General features: G+C 68.5%; 26 protein-coding genes. 20 read left to right on the top strand and 6 right to left on the bottom strand.

The annotated features are described in order from the left end of the window. The first annotated feature begins 56 nt into the window (after positions 1–56). Positions 57–698 (top strand): Pr6Pr family membrane protein, encoded by a 642-nt coding sequence (locus NV348_RS04085; RefSeq protein ID WP_447145773.1) that lies wholly within the window; start codon positions 57–59, stop codon positions 696–698. A gap of 54 nt (positions 699–752) precedes the next feature. Further along, on the top strand, positions 753–1,976 hold the full coding sequence (locus NV348_RS04080) for an aminotransferase family protein (protein WP_447145772.1): 1,224 nt from the start codon (positions 753–755) through the stop codon (positions 1,974–1,976). Between the two features lie 61 nt (positions 1,977–2,037). Here NV348_RS04080 and NV348_RS04075 read toward each other — a convergent pair whose 3' ends face one another. Continuing rightward, positions 2,038–2,532, bottom strand: coding sequence for a GNAT family N-acetyltransferase (locus tag NV348_RS04075; protein WP_447145771.1), 495 nt, complete (start codon positions 2,530–2,532; stop codon positions 2,038–2,040). Between the two features lie 115 nt (positions 2,533–2,647). Between NV348_RS04075 and NV348_RS04070 the strand changes: the two genes are divergently transcribed. After that, complete coding sequence (locus tag NV348_RS04070) at positions 2,648–3,238, top strand: DUF5134 domain-containing protein (RefSeq protein ID WP_447145770.1); 591 nt, start codon at positions 2,648–2,650, stop codon at positions 3,236–3,238. Positions 3,239–3,296: 58 nt separating this feature from the next. Next, positions 3,297–4,358 carry an RskA family anti-sigma factor gene (locus NV348_RS04065; protein ID WP_447145769.1) on the top strand — a complete coding sequence of 354 codons (1,062 nt, stop codon included), beginning with the start codon at positions 3,297–3,299 and terminating at the stop codon, positions 4,356–4,358. A 1-nt stretch (position 4,359) separates the two neighbouring features. On the opposite strand, the gene NV348_RS04060 is transcribed toward NV348_RS04065, so the two are convergent. The 3 genes from NV348_RS04060 to NV348_RS04050 all read right to left on the bottom strand — a co-directional run bounded on the left by NV348_RS04060 (position 4,360) and on the right by NV348_RS04050 (position 6,347). Next, positions 4,360–5,061, bottom strand: coding sequence for a PhzF family phenazine biosynthesis protein (locus NV348_RS04060; RefSeq protein WP_447145768.1), 702 nt, complete (start codon positions 5,059–5,061; stop codon positions 4,360–4,362). 118 nt (positions 5,062–5,179) lie between these two features. Next, the gene (gene ahpD, locus NV348_RS04055) at positions 5,180–5,719 is read right to left on the bottom strand and encodes an alkylhydroperoxidase, AhpD family (protein WP_447145767.1); all 540 of its coding nucleotides are present in this window, start codon (positions 5,717–5,719) and stop codon (positions 5,180–5,182) included. 40 nt (positions 5,720–5,759) lie between these two features. Continuing rightward, positions 5,760–6,347: a peroxiredoxin gene (locus NV348_RS04050; RefSeq protein ID WP_189024058.1), complete on the bottom strand. Its 588-nt coding sequence runs from the start codon at positions 6,345–6,347 to the stop codon at positions 5,760–5,762. Positions 6,348–6,455: 108 nt separating this feature from the next. On the opposite strand from NV348_RS04050, the gene NV348_RS04045 reads away from it, so the two are divergent. The 3 genes from NV348_RS04045 (at position 6,456) to NV348_RS04035 (ending at position 8,438) form a co-directional block, all read left to right on the top strand. Beyond that, positions 6,456–7,364, top strand: coding sequence for a hydrogen peroxide-inducible genes activator (locus tag NV348_RS04045; RefSeq protein WP_447145766.1), 909 nt, complete (start codon positions 6,456–6,458; stop codon positions 7,362–7,364). Between the two features lie 107 nt (positions 7,365–7,471). Then, positions 7,472–7,708, top strand: a complete 237-nt coding sequence (locus NV348_RS04040) for a hypothetical protein (protein ID WP_447145765.1) — start codon at positions 7,472–7,474, stop codon at positions 7,706–7,708. A 100-nt stretch (positions 7,709–7,808) separates the two neighbouring features. Beyond that, complete coding sequence (locus NV348_RS04035; protein ID WP_447150924.1) at positions 7,809–8,438, top strand: chymotrypsin family serine protease; 630 nt, start codon at positions 7,809–7,811, stop codon at positions 8,436–8,438. A 12-nt stretch (positions 8,439–8,450) separates the two neighbouring features. Here NV348_RS04035 and NV348_RS04030 read toward each other — a convergent pair whose 3' ends face one another. Then, positions 8,451–9,515, bottom strand: a complete 1,065-nt coding sequence (locus NV348_RS04030) for a helix-turn-helix transcriptional regulator (RefSeq protein WP_447145764.1) — start codon at positions 9,513–9,515, stop codon at positions 8,451–8,453. 216 nt (positions 9,516–9,731) lie between these two features. On the opposite strand from NV348_RS04030, the gene NV348_RS04025 reads away from it, so the two are divergent. From NV348_RS04025 to NV348_RS04000, 6 genes are all read left to right on the top strand, one after another. Then, positions 9,732–10,325: a biotin transporter BioY gene (locus tag NV348_RS04025; protein ID WP_447145763.1), complete on the top strand. Its 594-nt coding sequence runs from the start codon at positions 9,732–9,734 to the stop codon at positions 10,323–10,325. Between the two features lie 21 nt (positions 10,326–10,346). Beyond that, positions 10,347–11,027, top strand: coding sequence for an energy-coupling factor ABC transporter ATP-binding protein (locus tag NV348_RS04020; protein ID WP_447145762.1), 681 nt, complete (start codon positions 10,347–10,349; stop codon positions 11,025–11,027). Then, entirely contained in the window at positions 11,024–11,626 is a 603-nt protein-coding gene (locus NV348_RS04015; protein ID WP_447145761.1) for an energy-coupling factor transporter transmembrane component T family protein, read from the top strand. Before NV348_RS04020 ends, NV348_RS04015 begins: the two co-directional genes overlap by 4 nt. 47 nt (positions 11,627–11,673) lie before the next feature. After that, positions 11,674–12,264, top strand: a complete 591-nt coding sequence (locus NV348_RS04010; RefSeq protein WP_447145760.1) for a TetR/AcrR family transcriptional regulator — start codon at positions 11,674–11,676, stop codon at positions 12,262–12,264. Positions 12,265–12,353: 89 nt separating this feature from the next. Continuing rightward, complete coding sequence (locus NV348_RS04005) at positions 12,354–13,094, top strand: SDR family NAD(P)-dependent oxidoreductase (RefSeq protein ID WP_447145759.1); 741 nt, start codon at positions 12,354–12,356, stop codon at positions 13,092–13,094. Positions 13,095–13,161: 67 nt separating this feature from the next. Beyond that, positions 13,162–14,601 carry a recombinase family protein gene (locus NV348_RS04000; RefSeq protein WP_447145758.1) on the top strand — a complete coding sequence of 480 codons (1,440 nt, stop codon included), beginning with the start codon at positions 13,162–13,164 and terminating at the stop codon, positions 14,599–14,601. 613 nt (positions 14,602–15,214) lie between these two features. On the opposite strand, the gene NV348_RS03995 is transcribed toward NV348_RS04000, so the two are convergent. Next, on the bottom strand, positions 15,215–15,481 hold the full coding sequence (locus NV348_RS03995; protein WP_447145757.1) for a helix-turn-helix domain-containing protein: 267 nt from the start codon (positions 15,479–15,481) through the stop codon (positions 15,215–15,217). A 129-nt stretch (positions 15,482–15,610) separates the two neighbouring features. On the opposite strand from NV348_RS03995, the gene NV348_RS03990 reads away from it, so the two are divergent. The 7 genes from NV348_RS03990 to NV348_RS03960 all read left to right on the top strand — a co-directional run bounded on the left by NV348_RS03990 (position 15,611) and on the right by NV348_RS03960 (position 17,622). Continuing rightward, positions 15,611–15,847 (top strand): helix-turn-helix domain-containing protein, encoded by a 237-nt coding sequence (locus tag NV348_RS03990; RefSeq protein ID WP_447145756.1) that lies wholly within the window; start codon positions 15,611–15,613, stop codon positions 15,845–15,847. After that, positions 15,844–15,996, top strand: a complete 153-nt coding sequence (locus NV348_RS03985) for a hypothetical protein (protein WP_447145755.1) — start codon at positions 15,844–15,846, stop codon at positions 15,994–15,996. The genes NV348_RS03990 and NV348_RS03985 overlap by 4 nt, the downstream gene beginning before the upstream one ends. Continuing rightward, a complete protein-coding gene (locus NV348_RS03980) occupies positions 15,993–16,181 on the top strand; it encodes a hypothetical protein (RefSeq protein WP_447145754.1) in 189 nt (62 codons plus the stop codon). Before NV348_RS03985 ends, NV348_RS03980 begins: the two co-directional genes overlap by 4 nt. A 67-nt stretch (positions 16,182–16,248) precedes the next feature. Further along, the gene (locus NV348_RS03975; protein WP_447145753.1) at positions 16,249–16,908 is read left to right on the top strand and encodes a hypothetical protein; all 660 of its coding nucleotides are present in this window, start codon (positions 16,249–16,251) and stop codon (positions 16,906–16,908) included. Continuing rightward, positions 16,905–17,228, top strand: a complete 324-nt coding sequence (locus tag NV348_RS03970; RefSeq protein ID WP_447145752.1) for a hypothetical protein — start codon at positions 16,905–16,907, stop codon at positions 17,226–17,228. The genes NV348_RS03975 and NV348_RS03970 overlap by 4 nt, the downstream gene beginning before the upstream one ends. Beyond that, positions 17,225–17,443: a hypothetical protein gene (locus NV348_RS03965; protein WP_447145751.1), complete on the top strand. Its 219-nt coding sequence runs from the start codon at positions 17,225–17,227 to the stop codon at positions 17,441–17,443. The genes NV348_RS03970 and NV348_RS03965 overlap by 4 nt, the downstream gene beginning before the upstream one ends. Further along, positions 17,443–17,622 carry a hypothetical protein gene (locus tag NV348_RS03960; protein ID WP_447145750.1) on the top strand — a complete coding sequence of 60 codons (180 nt, stop codon included), beginning with the start codon at positions 17,443–17,445 and terminating at the stop codon, positions 17,620–17,622. The genes NV348_RS03965 and NV348_RS03960 overlap by 1 nt, the downstream gene beginning before the upstream one ends. Positions 17,623–17,626: the final 4 nt, after the last annotated feature.

Raw genomic sequence — 17,626 nt, 5'->3', positions numbered from 1 at the left:
GCGACGCGACACCGTAGACGGGCGTTTTCGCGGTGGGTGCGTGCGATGATCCCGGCATGAGCGCAGCGGTGGGCACGGCGTGGTGGATCAGGGTTCTGCGGATCGGGTTCGGCATCCTCGGTGTGGTCGCGCTGCTGTGGATTCCGCTGCGCAACATCGATTCCGCGACGTTCTCGCTCGCCAACTACCTGAGCTACTTCACCATCGAATCGAACATCCTCGGCGTGATCGTGTTGCTCGTCGGCGGGCTGATCGCGCCGCAGAGTCGCGGTTGGCAGCTGTTCCGCGGCGCGGCCACCCTCTACATGCTCATCACGATGGTCGTGTACGCGGTGTTGCTGTCGCGGATCGACGTGATGCTCAACGACAAGTGGATCAACGACGTCATGCACCGGTATCTACCGTTGGTGCTGTTGCTGGACTGGCTGCTGGTCGCGATGCCGCAGCGGCTTCGGCCCAGCCCGCAGCTGATCGGGCAGTGGCTGATCTTCCCGCTGTTCTACGGCGTGTACAGCCTGATCCGCGGGCCGATCGTCGACTGGTATCCCTACCCGTTCCTCGATCCGCGCCAGCAGGGGTACCTGTCGATGACCATCGGCCTGGTCGTGCTGACGCTGGTCTTCGCGGCGCTGGCGGTTGCCATGGCGTCGCTGGGCGACCTGCCGGCGTGGTGGCGGGAGCGCCGGTCCGAGGACTGAGACATCGGTGAGTCCGGCGCGCGCTACCCGGCCGGGTCGGGTATGTGTGGAGCCATGAATGCGCTCTGGCATGGATTCGCCGATATGGGCGCCGTCACTCGTGACGGTGCGTTCGTCGTCGCCCGAGGCGACGGTGCCTACGTCTACGACACCGCGGGCAAGCGGTACCTCGACGCCACCGCTGGGCTCTGGTTCGCCAATGTCGGGCACGGTCGCGCCGAGATCGCCGACGCGGTCGCCGAGCAGTTGCGCACCATCGCGCACTACTCGAACTTCGGTGACCTCACCGAACCGCCGACCCAGGAGCTGGCCGAGAAGCTGTCGCAGATCGCGCCGGTGCCGGGCAGCAAGATCTTCTTCACCTCCGGCGGCTCGGACTCGGTGGAGACCGCCGCCAAGCTGGCCCGCCGGTACTGGCACGAGCTGGGCCGCGCCGACAAGAAGATCCTGGTCGGCCGCCGCCTCGCCTACCACGGCATGCACTACGCGGGCACCTCGATCGGTGGCCTGGCCGGCAACCGCGAGGGCTACGGCGAACTCGTCGCCGACACCCGCACCGTCGAATGGGACGACGCAAAATCGCTGCTCGCCCTGATCGAGGAGATCGGCGCCGAGCAGATCGCGGCGTTCTTCTGCGAGCCGATCATCGGCGCGGGCGGGGTCTACCTGCCGCCGCCGGGCTACCTGGCCGAGGTGCGGCAGATCTGCCGCGACCACGACATCCTGTTCGTCGCCGACGAGGTGGTCACCGGGTTCGGCCGGATCGGCGGTACCTGGTTCGCCTCCACCAAGTTCGGGCTCGAACCCGACCTGGTGACCACGGCCAAGGGCTTGACCTCGGGCTATCTGCCGATGGGCGCGGTCTTCATCGCACCGCACCTGGCCGAGCCGTTCTTCGCCGGTGGCGTCTGGTGGCGGCACGGCTACACCTACGGCGGGCACGCGGGTGCCGCGGCCGCGGCGCTGGCCAACCTCGCCATCGTCGAACGCGAAGGATTGCTGGCGGAGGCGGCCCGGCTGGAGCGCACGCTGCACACGCTGCTCGCGCCGCTGGCCGAGCACCCGCGCGTGGCCGAGGTGCGCAGTGGGCTGGGCGCGGTGGCCGCCGTGCAGTTGGTGGACCCGTCCGAGGGGCCCGGGCTGGTGAAATCCCTGCGCGAGCACGGCGTCTCGGGCCGCGCCGCCGGTCAGGGCGCGATGCAGATCTCGCCGTCGTTCGTGATGACCGACGCCCAGGTCGCCGAGCTGGTCGAGGGCTTCACCCGCGCCCTGGGCTGATCGTCGCGGCCGGCGCCCCGTCGGCTCAGCGATACCGATCCGGTGCTGTCGACATCGCGTGTCAGCCGAGCGCGAGGGTGAAGAACTGGCTGTGCGGATCGCGGACGTACTCGGCGAACGGCGCGCACTCGGTGAAACCGTGCCGCAGGTAGAGGCGGCGCGCGGGCGCGAAGAACTCGTTGGACCCGGTCTCGAGGCTCAGCCGTGTGTAGCCGCGCTGCCGTGCCTGAGCGACGATGGCGGCGAGCACGCTCGCGGCCACGCCACGGCCGGTGAACCCGTCGGCGGTACGCATGGACTTGATCTCGCCGTGGCGTGCGTCGAGTTCCTTGAGCGCACCGCATCCGGCCAGCTCGTCGCCCGCCCAGGCACTCCACACCGTGACCGCCCGATCGCGCAGGGCGGCCAGGTCGAGGGCGTGCATGCTGTCGGCGGGGGAGTTGGCCGCCATCTCGGTGTGGTGGCCGGTCAGCAGGTCGCGGATCGGGGTGCCGGAGAGGTCGTCGACCGTCACGCGCAATGCCTGCGCCGAGGCCACGGAGTGTGCGTCGGACATCGGTCCATGATCCGTCATCACTCGGCGATGATCTCACCTGGGGGCAAACGCGCCCGCGGGCACCGTGGTCGATGCGAGCATGGGAGCGCGGGTCTCGACTCGAAGGTGGTGGGGTGTGGCCGAATTCGTTGAGCACTATGCACTCGTGCGGTGGCCGGTGGTCGCCGCGTTCGTCCTCGCGACGATCATCGTCGCGCGGCGGCTGATCGGCCGGGTGGCACCCACCCATCGGGTCGACGCGGCGGCCGACAGCGCCCACCTGCTCATGTGCCTGATGATGCTGGCGATGCTGGTGTTCCCCGCCGCGACCCACCCGCTGGCCGTGCGCGGCGTGCTCACCGCGCTCACCGTCGCCTTCGCGATCCTGCTGGCCGAGCGCGTCGTGGGCTGGCGTACCGGCGCCACGGCGGGAGCGGAGGGCGTGCCGGCACTGGGCTACCACACCGTGGCGGCCGCGGCGATGCTCTACGCGATGGCCGGACACGGCAGCGAGCACGCGAGTGGTCCGGCGCGGGGGCCCGCGCTGGCCCTGGCCGCGCTGTTCGCGCTGGACGCTCTGCTCGCGCTCGGCACCGTCGGTCACGGCCCGCGCCCGCACCGGTTCGTCCACCCGGCCGGCGCCCATCCGCTGACCTCGGCGCTGATCCCCCATGTGGTGATGGATATCGGTACCAGCTTCATGCTGATCGCCGCGATCGGGCGGTGAATACCGATCCACAACCGCTCGCGCTGCGAATTGCCGTTGTGTGGACAGGAATTCGACGATGAACCGGCAGCGTAGTCCCGACCCGGCGGCCGGTGGCGTCGAGCGGTCCGTCCCCGACCTCCCCTCCGCGCCCGACGACCGCGACGCGCTGCGCACGCTCTTCCGGGCCACCGGTGCCGCGGCCTTCGGACTCGCGCTGCGGGTGCTGCACCGGCGGGGCGCGGCCGAAGACGTTGTCCGCGAGGGATATCGACGGCTACGCGCGACACCGTGGACGGTCGACGCCGAGACGCCGACGCCGCCGATCGACCTCGCGGACGACCCAACCCCCGGTCCCGATCTCGGGACACCGTGGGGCCGTTCGGCATTCGTCGGCGGGCAGCGGCGCGACACCGGTTTCGGCAGCGGCGCCGTCTACGGCAGCGACGGCTCCCGGGTCGGCGGCGACCGCCCGCCCGTACCCGAACCGGAAATCCTGGCCCCCTACCTGGGGCGCGGCGAACCGGAGTTCAGCGCCGAGCAGACCTGGCTGCTCGCCCAGGTCCACCGGCTCGCGGTCCAGCGGTTGCGGCTGGACCGCCACGACCGCGACGACATGCCCTGGCTCGCTGCCTCGGCCCGGCTCGGCTTCGCCGACCCGCTCGACAGTCACTGCGAGGTCTTCGTGCTCGCCTACTACGGCGGGCGCACCTATCGGGCGATCGGCCGCGAACTGGGCCTGCGGGTGCCCGCCGTCACCCGGCTGCTCGCCGAGAGCGTGGAGCGGCTGGGCGAGCAGCGGACCATCCGCGTCGGCACCGCGCGATCCTGGTGCCCACCGGGCTCGCTGCTCGCCCTCGCCGACGCCTACGCCCTCGACGCGGTCGCCGAACTCGAACACCATCACATCGAGAACAAGCTGGCCACCATGACCCCGGCCGGCCTCGCCCAGTTCGCCGATCGGGTCCGCGGCGTGCACGACGTGCTCGCGCGCCTGGCCGCCGACGACCAGCGCACCCCGCCCCGGCATCTGGAAACCCGGATCCTGGCCGACCTGACCAGCCCCGACACACCCCGGCGCGGGCAGTGGACCAGCCGGCCACCCTGGTTGCGCCGCTTCGGCGGGCCGCTCGGGAACTAGCTCAGAGCACCACGACGTGGTCCTCGGCGACCCGGCCGCCGAGGCGCACCCAGCCATCGGAATCCCATTCGGTATAGAGCTGGGAACCCTGTCCCTGGGTCACCACCAGACCGCGGCGCAGCTGCGCGGTGAGCGCGACCGCCGCCGCGCCGGTCGCCTCGTCCTCGGTGATCCCCATGGCGGGGGCGAACATTCGCGAGCGCAGGGCGCCGCGCGGCTCGTCGGTCCAGGTCCAGAAGTAGTGCTGGCCCGAGATGAAGTCATCGGGCCGCAGCAGCGCCAGCTCCTCGGTCGAGGCCAGCTCGTGGAAGGTGAAATCCGGTGCCCACTCGGCGCGGGCGGTGATCCAGGTCAGGCCGTCGGTCTGGGTGACGGCGACCGGTCCGGCCGGCACCTGCAGGGTATGTACCGGCGTGCGCTGCACGGCCAGCCACCACGCGGTGCCAACGCTCGGGTGCCCGGCGAACGGCAACTCCACGGTGGGCGTGTAGATCCGGACGTCGGCGACCCCGTTCACGGGGTCCTGCACGACGGTGGTCTCGCTGAAGCCCAGCCGTGCGGCCAGCTCCTGCTTGTCGAGCGCGACGACATCGCTTGCCCTGGCGATGCCGAGCGCGTTCCCGAGCTGCCCGGCGGGATCGGTGAACACTCGGACGACCTCGACCTGGATGTCCGGGGCATCGGGCACATCATGTGCGTTCATGATCGCGAGCCTACCGGCCGGTACGCGGGCCCGACGGGATCGTGCGGCCCGGTCGTGTCCTCGGGAAACGACCGCGGCCCCCGACCGGAAACCGGTCGGGGGCCGCGACGGCGCTCGCTCAGACGGCGGCCGGGGCCAGGGCCTCGGTGGACTGCACCGCCTGGCCGACACCGGCGACGATGGCCGCCGCGCGCAGCGACTCGAAGATCACCTCGCGCGACGCACCGGCCTCACGCAGCGTCTTCTCGTGCGCTTCCAGGCAGTGCGCGCAGCCGTTGATCGAGGAGACCGCGAACGACCACAGCTCGAAGTCGGCCTTGTCGACGCCCGGGTTGCCGATGATGTTCATCCGCAGACCGGCGCGCAGGTCGTCGTAGCGACCGTCCAGGAACGCCTTGCCGCGGTAGAACACGTTGTTCATGCCCATGATCGACGCGGCGCCCAGCGCGGCCTCGTAGGCCTCGGCGGACAGCACGTCGGCGGCTTCCTCGGCGATCTCGCGCAGCGTGGTCGCCGAGCGGGTCGCGGCGGCCGAGGCGAGCAGGGTGCCCCACAGCTGCTGCTCGCTGAGCACCGTGGTGCGCGCGATCGAGGACAGGTTGAGCTTGAGGTCCTTGGCGTACTCGGGGAGGGAGTTCTTCAGGTTCTCGATGCTCATGACAGTGGGGCTCCTCTGGGTTTTCGGTGGGAAAGGTGGATCAGACGCTGGCCGAGAGCAGCTCGCCCGCGTTGATGGTCGGATCGCCCTTCTTCCAGTTGCAGGCGCACAGCTCGTCGGACTGCAGGGCGTCGAGCACGCGCAGCACCTCGTCGACATTGCGGCCGACCGAACCCGCGGTCACCGAGACGAACTGCACCTCGTTGTTCGGGTCGACGATGAAGGTGGCGCGGTCGGCGACGCCGTCGGCGTTGAGAACGCCGGTGGCGGTGGCCAGTTCACGCTTGAGGTCCGACAGCATCGGGAAGGGGAGGGTCTTGAGATCCTCGTGCTGGGCCCGCCACTGGAAGTGCACGAACTCGTTGTCGACCGAGGCGCCGAGGACCTGGGTGTCGCGGTCGGCGAACTCGTCGTTCAGCTTGCCGAACGCCGCGATCTCGGTGGGGCACACGAAGGTGAAATCCTTGGGCCAGAAGAACACCACGCGCCACTTGCCCGCGTAGTCGTCACTGGTGATCTGGGTGAAGTAATCGTCGGGCTGCTGCGCGTCGACCTTCGACAGGTCACCTCCGATGACGGCCTTGAGGTTGTATGCCGGGAACTGGTCGCCGATGGTCAGCAGAGCCATTACGCGTCTCCTCATTCGTGGTGTTGGCGCTCATCGTGTGAGCTCGTGGTGATTCTTGCCGAAGCTTACTGAAAGGTAAAGCCGATCGCTCGTCGTACACTGATAGGCGTGACTGATCAGACTTATCAGCCAACCCTGTCGCAGCTGCGTGCGTTCGTCGCCGTGGCCGAATACCGGCATTTCGGTACCGCCGCAGCGCGTTTGACTGTGAGCCAACCCACGTTATCGCAGGCACTGGCATCACTGGAAAACGGACTCGGGCTGCAGCTGATCGAGCGCAGTACTCGCCGCGTACTGGTCACCGCGGCCGGGATGCGGTTGCTGCCGCAGGCGATGGCGACCCTGGAGGCGGCCGACCGCTTCGTCGCCTCGGCGACCGGCGACGGGCTCGGCGGGGTGCTGCGGATGGGCATCATCCCGACCGTCGCGCCCTACGTGCTGCCGGAGCTGCTGCCCGAGCTGCGCCGGAAAATGCCGACCCTGGTGCCCCAGGTGGTGGAGGACCAGACCGCCCGATTGCTCGACGGACTGCGCACGGGCGTGCTCGATGTCGCGCTGCTCGCGCTGCCCACCGAAGCGCCGGGTCTGGTCGAGATCCCGCTGTACTCCGAGGAATTCGTGCTTGTCACCCCGCGCGGGCACGAGCTGGCCGGGCGCGCCGATCTGGCCGTGCCAGCGCTGGCCGACCTGCCCCTGCTGCTGCTGGACGAGGGGCACTGCCTGCGTGACCAGACCCTCGAGCTGTGCCGCACCGCCGAGGTGCACCCCGGCGCGGTCGGCGACACCCGCGCCGCGTCGCTGACGACGGTGGTGCAGTGCGTCGCGGGCGGTCTCGGGGTGACCCTCATCCCGCAGATGGCCGTGGCCACCGAGACCGCGCGCGCCACCCTCGACATCGCGCGCTTCGCCGATCCCGTGCCGGGCCGCACGATCGGGCTCGCCTATCGGGGGTCATCCGCGCGGGCCGAGGATTACGAATACCTCGCAGCTGTGATCCGATCCAAGCGGCCCTTTTAGATCTCATCTGTTCGTACGACGATATTCCGGGCCGTCGGTGCTGTCCTTTAAAGGGTGGCGATTCCGTCATGGAGTCGGCACGACAAATGTGGGAGACAGTCTAAGGAATGGCCATGTACAAGATTCGTTCAACCGTCGCGGTGCTCGCGTGTGCACCGCTGATCGCTCTAGGTGCCGGTGTCGCCGGCGCAGCACCCGCGGCGGACCCCGCCCCCGTCGCACCGGTACCGGTTCAGGTCGAGCCCGTTGTGTTGTCACCGTTCATCACGATCCCCGGTGCCTTCCTCGCGTGCGGCATCGTCTTGATCACAGTTCCCATCTTGTTCCCGGTGTGCGTGGTCTGACACGCAGATGCCGAAAACAAGGAGCCATGAGGGCACTCCCGCACATCAGCGCGGGAGTGTCCCTTCGACATGGGGTCGGTGGTGGACTGCCGCCGCCGCACTGCTGCTGATCTGGGGCACCGGCGCGGTCGGGACGGCGCAGGGAGCTGCCCCGGTGACGCTCGGTGGCGGATCGGGCATCGTCCTCGACGACGGCTCGACCTGCACGCTCACGACGATCGGGTGGGATGGAGCCGGTCGGCTGGTCGGCTTCACCGCGGCGCACTGTGCCGCGGCAGGTGCGGGCATGGGAGTGGCCGCGGAGGCCGATCCCGAGGCGGGAAACGTCGGCACGATCGAGCTGGTGGGCAGCGATCTCGACTACGCGGTCATCGCCTTCGACGCGGGTTCGGTGATCCCGGTGAACCGGGTCGGTTCGACCACGATCACCGACGTCGGAGTGCCCGCGCAGTTCCCGGCTGTCGCGTGCAAGGAGGGACGAACAACAGGGCAGACCTGCGGTCTGGTCTATGGAGATGTCTTCGGTGGCGCCTCGTGGACATTGACGCAGATCTGCGTGATCGTCGGTGATTCCGGTGCGCCCGTCGTCGTCGGTACGACGCTCGTCGCCATCGTCAACGGCTATATCGGGCTGCCGTGTATCGGTCCCCAGGTCGGTGCGAACTTCTCGCTTGTTCTCGCCGACGTCGACGCGCAGGGCGGTATCGGTGCGGGATTTCATCCGATTTGATCCGCGAAATAGTTACTGCGCGGAAATGGCAGTGGTCAACAACAGCCGAACCAATTCGGCCTGCCGATGTGTTTTCGTCTTGGCGAAAATATGCTGCAGGTGTGTGCGGGCGGTGAATACCGAGACCGAGAGCTCATCGGCGACGGCGGGCAAGCCGTCGCCGCGCAGGACCCCCATCGCGACCATGGTCTCGGCATCGGTCAGGCCGTACAGATCGTGCAGTGCCGCCGGCGCCGGTTCCGGGTCGTGGTCCGGATCGGCGACCAGCAGGAGCACCGCGCGGTGCCACAGTCCGTCGCCGGCGATGCCGTCGAGCGGGGACACCCGCAGGACCAGCGGCTTGCGGCCGGAATCGCGCGCGACCGCCACGTTCCCGCTGCGGTAGTCCGGGCCCGCGGCCCGGTCGATGAGCTTGCGCAGCCGATTCTGCGTGGTGGGCGACGCCGCCCGCAGACAGCCGAAGGTATCCACCGACAGCCCGTCCGACTGCCGGGTGATCCGCTCGGCCATCGAGTTCGCGAACACCAGGGCCGCGTCGGTGGTCACGATCATGATTCCGTAGTGCGCCTGCTCCAGGGTCGCGAGCGCGAAGGCCCGCTCCCGCGACAGTTCGACCATTCTGGACTGTGTGCGCAGCGCCCCCCGCAGATGCGGCACGAGCACCCGCAGCAGCGCCAGGCCGGAGGGATGCCCGCTGATCGACTGGTGGTCGGGCATCGTCAGGCAGATCCACGACGACGGGCGGTCGTCGCTGAGCCGGGCCAGGAAGCTGTTCGACAGGCCGTTCGCGCTCATGGGGTCGGCGTGGGAGCTGTCGTGTCCTGGTCCGGCGAACAGGTCGTCGCTGGTGGCGGTGCGGCCGACCGGTAGCTGTTGCACCCGCTCGGCGACGTGCTCGAGCTGAGTCGGCAGGTCGGGCGGGCCGCCTGCCCCCGAGGTCTTGATCTCGAACCGGTCGACGGCCGGATCGGCGATGACGAGAAACCCGTGGACCGCGCCGAAGGTGTCGGTGATCTCCCCGATCACCGAGTCCCATCGGTCCGGGTCGTTGCCGGCGGCGTATATCGCGGCGATCAAGTTCGAAAAACGTTGTAGCGCAATCGACATGATGGCCCTTCCTCGGCTACAGGAGGTCGGCGCGTTGCCGTTGTGCGGCGAGCGCCGCCCGGGAAGTCCCAACCTTCGGATCGTAATCGATCTTCGGGCGGGGCGAAATGCTCGCCGCTCCCTTCCGGCTGCGCTCGCAGACGGCTCACCTGCTATCTTGAACATCGTTCAAGTCCATGGTGAAGGATGTCTGCTGTGCCCGATGTCGAGAAATCCCCTAAGCGGGCGGTCGGTTTTGCCGCGCGGGACCTGGCGCAGATCGCGGTGTTCGCCGCGCTGATCGCCGCCCTGGGGCTGCCGGGCGCGATCACCGTCGGGTTCAGCGGCGTGCCGATCACCCTGCAGACCCTCGGCGTGATCCTGACCGGCGCGATCCTCGGCGCACGCAAGGGCACGGCCGCGGTCGCGGTCTTCATCGCGCTGACCCTGATCGGTCTGCCGCTGCTCTCCGGCGGCCGCACCGGCCTGACCGCCCTGGCCTCGCCGACCGCGGGTTATCTGATCGGCTGGATTCCCGCCACGCTGGTGATCGGGTGGCTCACCGCCCTGATCCTGCCGAAGTATCCGATCGTGCTCGGTCTGGGCGTCAACGCGCTCGGCGGAATCCTGGTCATCTACCTGTTCGGCACCGCGGGCCTGCTGGTGCGCACCGACCTCGGGGTGTGGGCCGCGGTGTCGACCAACTTCGCGTTCGTGCCCGGCGACCTGGCCAAGGTCGTCATCGCCACGGTCGTGGCCAAGGGTGTGCACCGCGCCTACCCCGGACTGATCCGTGGCTGAGCGCGCGGCCGGGCGGCACGCGTGAGCGAGATCGTCCTCGACGCGGTGGGGCACCGGTTCGGTGAGCGGACCGTGCTGCGCGAGATCGACCTGCGGATCACCGAACGGCGGGTCGGTCTGATCGGCGCCAACGGCTCGGGGAAGTCGACGCTGGCGCGGATGCTCAACGGCCTGCTGACCCCGACATCGGGCACCGTCACCGTCGACGGGATCGACGCCGCCCGCAAGGGCGCGCAGGTGCGGCGCAAGGTCGGCTTCGTGTTCACCGATCCGGACACCCAGATCGTGATGCCGACCGTCGCCGAGGATCTGGCGTTCTCGCTGCGCCGCAGTGGTCTGGGCAAGTCCGAGATCGCCGCGAGGGTGACGCGGATGCTCGACCGATTCGGGCTGTCCGCGCACGCCGACCATCCGGCGCACTTGCTCTCCGGCGGGCAGAAGCAACTGCTCGCGATCGGCTCCGCGCTGATCCGCGAGCCCGAGGTGATCGTCGCCGACGAGCCGACCACCCTGCTCGACCTGCGCAATGCCCGCCGGGTGTCGGAGACGCTGAACTCCCTCGAGCAGCAGGTGATCGTGGTGACCCACCAGCTCGCCCTGCTCGACGGCTTCGATCGGGTCGTCGTGCTGGACAACGGGTCCGTCGCCTACGACGGCCCGCCCGCGCGGGCGGTCGACGCCTACCGGCGGCTCGTCGCGTGATCGGCCTCTACAGTCCGGGTGACTCCCTGCTGCACCGGATGCCCGCGTGGGTGAAGCTGGCGCTGCTGGTGGCCTCGATCGTCGCGATGACGCTGTTCGTGCGCGGTCTGCCCGGTGTCGGCGGTCTCGTCCTCGCGATCGCCTGCCTGTTCGCGCTCGCGCGGATCTCCTGGCGGGTGGCGCTGGCCCAGCTCCGCCCGGTGCTGTGGATGACCCTGATCATCGGGGTGTTCCAGCTGCTCACCACCTCGCCCACCCGGGCGGTGGTCGTCTGCGGTGTGCTGCTCGCCTCGGTCGCGCTCGCGGCGCTGGTCACCGTGACGACGCGGGTCACCGACATGCTCGACGCCCTCACCCGGGCCCTCGGCCCGCTGCGCCGGGTCGGGGTGGATCCCGAGCGGGTCGGACTGCTGCTGGCACTGGCCATTCGCTGCGTTCCGCTGCTGGCGCAGATCGTGCACGACGTCGCCGAGGCGCGCCGGGCTCGCGGGGTGTCCTGGTCGGCGACCGCCCTGGTCACGCCCGTGCTGGTGCGCGCCTTGCGGACCGCCGACGCGCTGGGGGAGGCGCTGGCGGCCCGGGGCGTCGACGACGACTGAGCGCCCGCTCTTGCCATTAGTAGACGACCGGTCGTATAGTTTCCCGCATGGCCCGGCCCCGGCGTAGCGACGACACGCGAGCACTCCTGATCGAGGAGGGCGCGGTCGGCCTGCTGTCCCACGGCTATCACGGCACCGGCATCAAGCAGGTGCTCGACAAGGTCGGCGTGCCGAAGGGGTCGTTCTACCACTACTTCGACAGCAAGGAGAGCTTCGCGCACGCGGTGATCGAGCATCATTCGCTTTGTGTGCAGCGCAACCTCGCCGACGCGTTCGTCGGCGCTCCCGACGCGCTGACCGGTCTGCGCCGTTTCTTCGCCGTGCTGACCGAGGATTTCGTCGCTCGCGACTTCACCGGCGGCTGCCTGATCGCCAACCTCGGCGGCGAGCTCGAGGGCAGCGAGATCCTGCGGACCGCCCTGTCGGCGGCCTGGGCAGCCTGGCGCGACGGCGTGGCCGCCGCCCTGCGGACCGCGCAGGCCGAGGGAACGGTGCGTGCCGACCTCGACGCCGTCGACCTGGCCGATCTGCTGCTCGAGTCGTGGGAGGGCGCGGTCATCCGGATGAAGATCGACCGCACCGTCGAACCGCTCGACAAGTGTCTGCGGCGCCTGCTGGACGACTACTTCCGGCCGTAACCACCACCATCCCGACTGTGTCGGTCCGAACCTTTCCGGTCGCCCATGCCGAGACGACCGGTCGTATCCGAACTCGAAAGGAACAGGCGATGCCGACTCCGAAGACGGTCGTGGTGACCGGGGCATCCAGTGGAATCGGGCGCGATGTCGCCCGCGCCTTCGTCGCCCGCGGCGACGCAGTGGTACTGGGCGGGCGCGACGCGGACAAGCTCGCCGACGTCGCCGCGGAACTGGCTGCGCCGGATCGCGTGGCCATCGTGGCCGGCGATATCGGTGCGCCCGCAACGGGTTCGGCGTACGTGCGCGCGGCCCTGGACCGGTTCGGCCGGGTCGACGCGCTGATCAACAGCGCGGGTGTCTTCGGCGCCACCCCGTTCGTCGACGTCACCGAGGCCGAGCTCGACCGCTACCTCGGTGGCAACCTCAAGGGCACCTACTTCACCACCCAGGCCGTGGTGCGCCGGCTGCTCGCCCAGGGCGACGGCGGCAGCATCGTCAATATCGGCACCGTGCTCATCGAGCACGCGATGACCGGGCTGCCCGCGTCGGCCGCGCTGATCAGCAAGGGCGGCGTCCACGCGCTGACCACCAGCCTGGCCGCCGAACTCGCGCCCGCGCGGATCCGGGTGAACGCGGTCGCGCCCGGGATCATCCGCACCCCGCTGTTCGGTGACGGCGACGAGCGCGCCGCCGCGAGCGCGGCCCTGCTCGGCCGGATCGGCGAGGTCGCCGACACCACCGCGGCCGTGCTGTACCTGACCGACGCCGAGTTCGTCACCGGCCACATCCTCCCCGTCGACGGCGGGTTCATCTCGGGTAGAGCGGCGTAGAAAGGAAACCAGCCATGCCGTATGTGAATATCAAAGTTATCTGTCAATAGGGGGTATTATCGCGGGCATGCATCTCGTTGACAACGACGCTGGTCAGAAGCGGTTCGTGCTATACGTGCGGAAGTCTGGCCCCGGCGACAAGAGCGTCGCCGACCAGGAGCGCGTCGGCCGGCGCGACATTGAGAGCATCGGCGGCGTGGTGGTCGACGTCTTCAAAGACAACCTGTCGGCGAGCGAGTATCGCCGGGTTCGGGATCGCCCCGGCTTCATCGCCACCAAACAGGCGATCCGCAACGGCCAGGCGGACGCACTGTGGACCTTCGCGAACAACAGGGCCCATCGCAACCTGGACGACTACACGGAGCTGCGCAGGCTGTGCCGCGAAACCAACACGCTGTGGCGGTACGGCGACCGGACGTACAACCTGTCGAAGGCGTCTGACCGCCGCGCCGCGAACGCTGACGCTGTGCGCGCCGAGGAGCAGTCCGACGACATCAGCGAGGCGGTGACCCGCGGCATCCAGCTGGCGCTCGAAGACGGCAAGGCGCACGGCAAGCTGCCGCACGGCTACACCATCATCCGGGATCCGCGGTCCGGCAAAGCGATCAGGAGAGAGCCGATCAAGGAGCAGGCCGAGGTGATCGCCTGGGCCGCCGAACGCATTGCCGAGAACGTGCCGATGAACTCGGTCTTCAAGGAGTTCAGGCCCCGCTGGCGGGAGGCTGGCGGCACCGGGCTGGACACATACACAGCGCTCCGGCAGCTGCTGCTCAATCCCACATACGCGGGGATCCGCACTTACCGCGGCGAGGCGTACACGCAGGGGACCTGGACGCCGATTATCGACCTCGAAACGCATCAGAAGGTGCGGGATATCCTCACCGATCCGAACCGGAAGACTCACCGTGGCACCGAGACTCGGCACCTGCTGTCCTACCTAGCGGACTGCGAGGTCTGTGGGGAGCCGAATATCAGCGCCCGGATGCCTACCAAGCGGGTGAAGGTGGCGAAATACCGCTGCACCCTGGGCCACGTCTCGCGCACCATCGAAGACGTCAACGACCACGTCGAGGAGTTGCTGATGCAGCTTCTCGAAGAGCCCACCACGGCGACAGCGCTGGCCGAGCGGGACGACGACGGGGAGGTGTCGGTCAGCGCGGATCTGGCCGAGATCGCCAGCCTGCGTGAGCAGGTCAGAAACTTCTCCAGGGATGCGGGCCGGCAGGGGCTGAGCGCCGAGGTGGTGGCGGCCTACTCGGTCGGTATGCAGGAATCGATCGACAAGGTTCAAGCGCGTATCGACGCGGCGACATCGTCTGTGCCCTCGGAGATCTGGCGTCTGATCGAGCACGGCCCGCGCGAGACGTGGCCGCTACTGACGATCGCGCAGCAACGGAACGTCATTCGGCACACGATGAAGGTCGTTATCCAGCCCATCCCCCGCAGCGAACGTAAGTCTCCAGCAAGGCTGTATGTGTCCGTCCATCCAGCGGGGCTGCTGAGTTAGGGCTGCCTGGCCTGCTTGAACCCCGGCGATCGTTGGGCAAACTTCACATCATGCAATATGCCGCATGAGATGTGTTCCCTGACACGCCGAGTCGGTCAAATCGTTGTCGCGGATTGCTGTGGATTATCACGGATTATCAAACGCTGTAAGTCTGAAACATTCGCGTAATAATCGCAGGTGAGAGCTGGGAATTTGCAGCTGGCTATTGGCGGTCGTGACGCTCTACGGTCGTGACATGAGGACCGTTGGCGAGAGCGCCACTCCCAATCGAAACCTTCTATCCAGTAACGATTTGGTAATACCGGACAGTGCTCCTCTGAAACCTGTTCACGGCCAACCATGCCCGCAGTTACGATCCTGTGACCCGTTCGTCCTATGGACCGGCAAACGTCCAGCAGGGGAGATCCACTCGCAAGCTCGTCCTGTTGACGCGGCCGGTAGAGTCGAACACATGTTCGAACGAGAGTGTGTCGGGGCTCTCGCGATGACCGGGTGGCGAACTACTCGCAAGAGGTGCGGCATGGGACAGATGGTTGGAGTTGGTGAGCGGGTCGAAGCGACCGCCGGCGAGTTGGTCGCGGAGGCGATCCATCGCGGGGTCCCGGCGTCGGAACTACTCGCGCTTCTCCGCCTGCCGCTGGGCCAGGTTGAGGAAGTCGCCCGGGTCCATCTCGAACGCTGCGGCGATACGGAGTAGCTGGCTAAGGCTCATGGTGGCCTTGTCCTGCTCGATCTTGCTCAACGTCGTGACGTGGATACCAGTGAGCTCCGCCAACGTGGTCTGGCGCATGTTCCTTCGGGCTCGCTCGGCTCGGAGCTGAGCCGCAACAGCCCGATTCGCCCGTTCCAACAGGTCGTCGGGCTCGCCGCTGTTATCCATGCGGCTAATTCTGACTGCCTAGCGGCCAATTTTGCAAGCGCGTGGGCTTTGTCATGCCCGCGATTGGGGTGAGCAAACACTTGGCGAGATGACCTTGCACTTGGTGAACCAGCGAGGTAGCTTGGCGATATGACCAATTCTCGCGCGGCGCATCTTGCTGCGGAGCTCCGCGCAGCGCGACGGCTTCGCAACCTCACCCAAGCGCAGCTCGCCGATGCGTCCGGCGTGAACGTCTACGCGATCAACAGAATCGAACGCGAGGTCGCCGGTCGCATCGAGGCCGGCCAGATCATCGCGCTGGCCGAGGCGCTCCGGATCGAGGCGAAAGACCTTGTGCCGAGCCTGGCCGAAGACGAGCTGGCATGAGTGTCCGGCGCCGCACTGTCACGCCGGAGATGCAGGCATGGATCGACGAGCAGAAGGCGCACTTCACGCCCGCGGACATGGAGCCTGCTGTGCGGCTGATTCGCCAGTACGCCCGTCAGATTCGCACTGCGAAGAAGGCGGCGGCATGACCACCTTCGCCATGTACGGCGCGATCGGCGTTGCGTGCGTGATCGTCGCCGCAGTGGTCGTCACCTTCACGTTCGCGCTGGTCGCGCACGCCATCACGTCCTCGCATCCAGTGCTCACCCCCGAGTGCGAGGAAGACCCTGCCGCAGGGGACGCGGCAGGGTCCACCAACTTCCCACCCCGATAACGAGTTCGGCCGCCGGGGGTCCATCCCGGCGGCCGTGCATCACATCTACTCAAGGAGCAGTCTACCCATGACGCACCCGCAGTATCCCACGAAGACCCGCCGCGAGATCGCCGCTCGGGTGGCTCAGTACCTGCAGGCCGCTGGCGACAACGCCGTCGAATTGCGCGCGACTCTCGCCTTCGCGTCGACCTCGCTGTTCATGCGGCGGTTCACCGACGACCGGGCATGGCTGCTCATCCACCGCGCACAGATCGACGAACAGGATGTGCAGGCCCTGCGCGCACTCGGGCGGCGGCTCGTCGACCGGCTCACCGTGGAGGGGGACGCGGTACCCGACATCACCGGTCGCACCCTCGACGCGCTGACGGCCGACGCGAAGCGGCACCTCGCTGTCTCCGGAAACCGACGCGACTTCGCTGCGGGGCTGGTCGCACACAACAGCGGGCAGACGATCGAGGAGCACCTCGAACAGCTCGCACTGCTGCTCACCGACGCGCTGCTCCGGCTTTCCGGATACGACGCGGTGATAGACGAGCTGCACCAACTGCGTGCCCAGGTCGAGATCGAGCAGGCCAAGGCTGAGCAGCCGTTCGCGCAGACCTCCTACTGCCCGAAGTGCTTCGGCCAGAACGGCCACCACGGTCTGGTCCATATCCGTAACGAGCAAGGCAGCGGCGGCTCCAACGTGCGCTGCCCGCTCGCGAGCGCCGAGGCGGTGCAGGCATGAGGCTCAACATCTTCGGGCGCCGCGCCCGCCACGACTTCGCCGAGAACCGCGAGACCGTCGAGCAGATGCTCGCCCGGATCGACGCCATGCCAGTCGATCCGGCGTATGCCCACGCCGTCGGGCCGGACGCATACGAGACGGCGAAGCTGCCGGTCTTCGCCCTGAGGCAGATCGAGCGCCAGCCCGACGGGAGCGTCCGGGTGCTCGTCGACGCCGGTCGCCTCGAGGGCGCGGTCGCGGCCATCGAGGCGCCGCAGGTCGACGGCGGCCGACCGATGCATGACCTGGACTACGCGCTGGTCATGGGCGGTGCGCGATGAACGCTGTCGCCCACATCATCCAGTGCGCCATCGTCGGCGGCACCCTGCTCGCCGTCCTCTACTTCTTCTACGCGCTGGTCCGTGCCGACCTGCGCGCCAACCCTCCGATGGCCGTTGTCGCGTGCGACGGGGAGGACGAGGACGGTGACGATCCCGGCGCCGACTGGGACCGCGGCCACGACCAGTGGGTCGACCGCGAGATCGGGGCGGCGTGATGGCGTGCACCTGCCAGGACTGCAAGGCGCACGACCGCCGCGAGGCGAACCTCGATCGTGTTCGCGCCGCCGCCGTCACCGTGATCTGCGGGCGCTGCGGTAACCCGACCGACACCACTGCCGGCCACGTCCTGGCCATGCGCGGCTCGGTCATCTGCTGCAAGAAGAAGCGGAGGTGAACGC

It is taken from the genome of Nocardia fodinahabitans, from assembly GCF_052983615.1.
Note: the sequence above shows the minus strand (reverse complement) of the source record. Positions and strands in the feature narration are given on the sequence as shown.

Excerpts from the sequence above, each read along its gene's own strand:
- NV348_RS04010 (WP_447145760.1), top strand. The coding sequence starts at position 11,674 with ATGGCCCGGCCCCGGCGTAGCGACGACACGCGAGCACTCCTGATCGAG.
- NV348_RS03960 (WP_447145750.1), top strand. The coding sequence starts at position 17,443 with ATGGCGTGCACCTGCCAGGACTGCAAGGCGCACGACCGCCGCGAGGCG.
- NV348_RS04060 (WP_447145768.1), bottom strand. The coding sequence starts at position 5,061 with ATGAACGCACATGATGTGCCCGATGCCCCGGACATCCAGGTCGAGGTC.
- NV348_RS03970 (WP_447145752.1), top strand. The coding sequence starts at position 16,905 with ATGAGGCTCAACATCTTCGGGCGCCGCGCCCGCCACGACTTCGCCGAG.
- NV348_RS04085 (WP_447145773.1), top strand. The coding sequence starts at position 57 with ATGAGCGCAGCGGTGGGCACGGCGTGGTGGATCAGGGTTCTGCGGATC.
- NV348_RS04005 (WP_447145759.1), top strand. The coding sequence starts at position 12,354 with ATGCCGACTCCGAAGACGGTCGTGGTGACCGGGGCATCCAGTGGAATC.
- NV348_RS04080 (WP_447145772.1), top strand. The coding sequence starts at position 753 with ATGAATGCGCTCTGGCATGGATTCGCCGATATGGGCGCCGTCACTCGT.
- NV348_RS03975 (WP_447145753.1), top strand. The coding sequence starts at position 16,249 with ATGACGCACCCGCAGTATCCCACGAAGACCCGCCGCGAGATCGCCGCT.
- NV348_RS04040 (WP_447145765.1), top strand. The coding sequence starts at position 7,472 with ATGGCCATGTACAAGATTCGTTCAACCGTCGCGGTGCTCGCGTGTGCA.
- NV348_RS03990 (WP_447145756.1), top strand. The coding sequence starts at position 15,611 with ATGACCAATTCTCGCGCGGCGCATCTTGCTGCGGAGCTCCGCGCAGCG.
- ahpD (WP_447145767.1), bottom strand. The coding sequence starts at position 5,719 with ATGAGCATCGAGAACCTGAAGAACTCCCTCCCCGAGTACGCCAAGGAC.
- NV348_RS04000 (WP_447145758.1), top strand. The coding sequence starts at position 13,162 with ATGCATCTCGTTGACAACGACGCTGGTCAGAAGCGGTTCGTGCTATAC.
- NV348_RS04065 (WP_447145769.1), top strand. The coding sequence starts at position 3,297 with ATGAACCGGCAGCGTAGTCCCGACCCGGCGGCCGGTGGCGTCGAGCGG.
- NV348_RS03980 (WP_447145754.1), top strand. The coding sequence starts at position 15,993 with ATGACCACCTTCGCCATGTACGGCGCGATCGGCGTTGCGTGCGTGATC.
- NV348_RS03995 (WP_447145757.1), bottom strand. The coding sequence starts at position 15,481 with ATGGATAACAGCGGCGAGCCCGACGACCTGTTGGAACGGGCGAATCGG.
- NV348_RS04050 (WP_189024058.1), bottom strand. The coding sequence starts at position 6,347 with ATGGCTCTGCTGACCATCGGCGACCAGTTCCCGGCATACAACCTCAAG.
- NV348_RS04075 (WP_447145771.1), bottom strand. The coding sequence starts at position 2,532 with ATGTCCGACGCACACTCCGTGGCCTCGGCGCAGGCATTGCGCGTGACG.
- NV348_RS03965 (WP_447145751.1), top strand. The coding sequence starts at position 17,225 with ATGAACGCTGTCGCCCACATCATCCAGTGCGCCATCGTCGGCGGCACC.
- NV348_RS03985 (WP_447145755.1), top strand. The coding sequence starts at position 15,844 with ATGAGTGTCCGGCGCCGCACTGTCACGCCGGAGATGCAGGCATGGATC.
- NV348_RS04025 (WP_447145763.1), top strand. The coding sequence starts at position 9,732 with ATGTCTGCTGTGCCCGATGTCGAGAAATCCCCTAAGCGGGCGGTCGGT.